The sequence below is a fragment of the Streptomyces acidicola genome (assembly GCF_009377235.1).
Taxonomy (GTDB): domain Bacteria; phylum Actinomycetota; class Actinomycetes; order Streptomycetales; family Streptomycetaceae; genus Streptomyces; species Streptomyces acidicola.
In genome coordinates, this window is the sequence record NZ_VMNX01000509.1 from 1 (window position 1) to 1,551 (window position 1,551).

The following is a 1,551-nucleotide window of genomic DNA, read 5'->3' on the forward strand; positions in this document are numbered from 1 at the left end:
GGCCCACGACCCCGCCTCCCTTCGGGATCAGGTCGCAGCTGCGCCGGACCACCACACCACCCCACCAGCACCACCGGAAAGAAGCGCCGCATGACCGTGCCGAGCCCGGACGAGTTCGACATTTTCGCCTGGGAACGCATCCTCCTCGCCGCCCGGCTGCCGGCCACCACGAAGCTCGTCGCCTTCGCCATGCGCACCCACGCCGACCCGGACGGCACCCGCGTCTGGCCCGGCATCGCGCGGCTGTGCGTGCTCACCGAGCTGTCCTACGCCACCGTGCGACGCGCCCGGCGGCAGCTCGTCGACGTCGGCCTGCTCGCCCTCCACAAGCGCGGGAACCGCCGACGGGGGAAGGCCGACGAGTACCGGCTGATCCTCGCCGAGGACGTCCTGGAGCGCGTCGAGTCGCTCACGCCGAGCCAGATCGACGAGGCCGCCGAGGCGATCGCAGACGCCCGCGCCGAGGCCGAAGCCGCCCGCCGAGCGAAGAAACAGGGCTCACCGAACACCCCTGAACCGTCCGATCAGGACTTAGACGCGACCCCTGAAAACCCGGACCAGGGCTCGGAAACGACCCCAGACGACAGCGATCAGGGCTCACCCGCGAGCGGTGAAACCACGATTAGGGCTCACAGGAAGCCGCGATCAGGGGTCGCCAGTGAGCCCCCACCAAACCAAGTAACCAAGCCACAAAACCGACCAGCACCTACTCACCTCCCAGCGCAACCACAGACCGCGCGCGAGAAGTGCCCGCACGGAATCCGAACCGGCACCCGAGGAGACGGAACGCTGGCCTGCGCCCTCTGCCGCCGAGAAGCCACCAGGGAGGCATCGTGAAGCACCGCACCTGCGACGTCGAGGGCTGCACCGGCCGCCACGTCGCCAAGGGCTACTGCGGCACCCACTACACCCGCTGGCGCCGCACCGGAAGCCCATTCGGCGTCCGCCAGGCACGCATCCCGAACGAGCGGATCCGCCACCTGCGCGCGCTCGTCGGCCTGCCCGAGGACGGCCCCACCGACGAGATGCGGCGCCGCTGGATCGCCGAGGAAGCCGCCGACGCACACTCGGCGGTGGCATCATGACCGCGCGCCGAATGGGCCGCGGCCCGGCCCTGGGCTACGTCTCCGCCGTCGCCGCGCTGTTCCTGACCGGCTGCGACGCCCTCGACAGCCCTGACGCGCAGTACGGCGCCGTGTGCGTCGACCAGGCCACCGGGAACAGGCTCGACGACGACGCGTGCGGCGACTGGGACGACGCCGGCCACGCAACCGCGGTCGGCACGTACTACGTGTGGGTGCCGACGTCCAACGGCGCGACGGTGATCCCGCCCGTCGGCGGCCGGGTGCCGGCGAACGTCGGCATCCGCAGCGTGCCGTCCGGCACCCCAGTGGCGAAGGGGCTGCCCAAGGCCGGGGGCGCCATGTCTGCGATCCAGCGCGGCGGATTCGGCGTCAAGGCCGGCGTCTCCGGCGGTACCGGCGCCAAGGCCGGCGGAAGCGCCGGATCATGACCGGCCTGCAGCGCGGCCAGTACCCGGCTGCCCTGTTC

General features: G+C 71.8%; 3 protein-coding genes. All 3 read left to right on the forward strand.

Going from position 1 to position 1,551, the window contains the following annotated elements; genetic code table 11:
- The first annotated feature begins 90 nt into the window (after positions 1-90).
- The 3 genes from FPZ41_RS46445 to FPZ41_RS46455 are packed head-to-tail and all read left to right on the forward strand — an operon-like array spanning position 91 to position 1,513.
- Positions 91-837, forward strand: a complete 747-nt coding sequence (locus FPZ41_RS46445; protein WP_152870913.1) for a helix-turn-helix domain-containing protein — start codon at positions 91-93, stop codon at positions 835-837.
- Positions 834-1,085, forward strand: a complete 252-nt coding sequence (locus FPZ41_RS46450) for a hypothetical protein (protein ID WP_152870915.1) — start codon at positions 834-836, stop codon at positions 1,083-1,085. Before FPZ41_RS46445 ends, FPZ41_RS46450 begins: the two co-directional genes overlap by 4 nt.
- Positions 1,082-1,513, forward strand: coding sequence for a hypothetical protein (locus tag FPZ41_RS46455; protein ID WP_152870916.1), 432 nt, complete (start codon positions 1,082-1,084; stop codon positions 1,511-1,513). Before FPZ41_RS46450 ends, FPZ41_RS46455 begins: the two co-directional genes overlap by 4 nt.
- The last annotated feature ends 38 nt before the right edge of the window (positions 1,514-1,551 follow it).

What these genes read in the sequence shown, in the direction of transcription:
- FPZ41_RS46455 (WP_152870916.1), top strand. Translation starts at nt 1,082, where the DNA reads ATGACCGCGCGCCGAATGGGCCGCGGCCCGGCCCTGGGCTACGTCTCC.
- FPZ41_RS46445 (WP_152870913.1), top strand. Translation starts at nt 91, where the DNA reads ATGACCGTGCCGAGCCCGGACGAGTTCGACATTTTCGCCTGGGAACGC.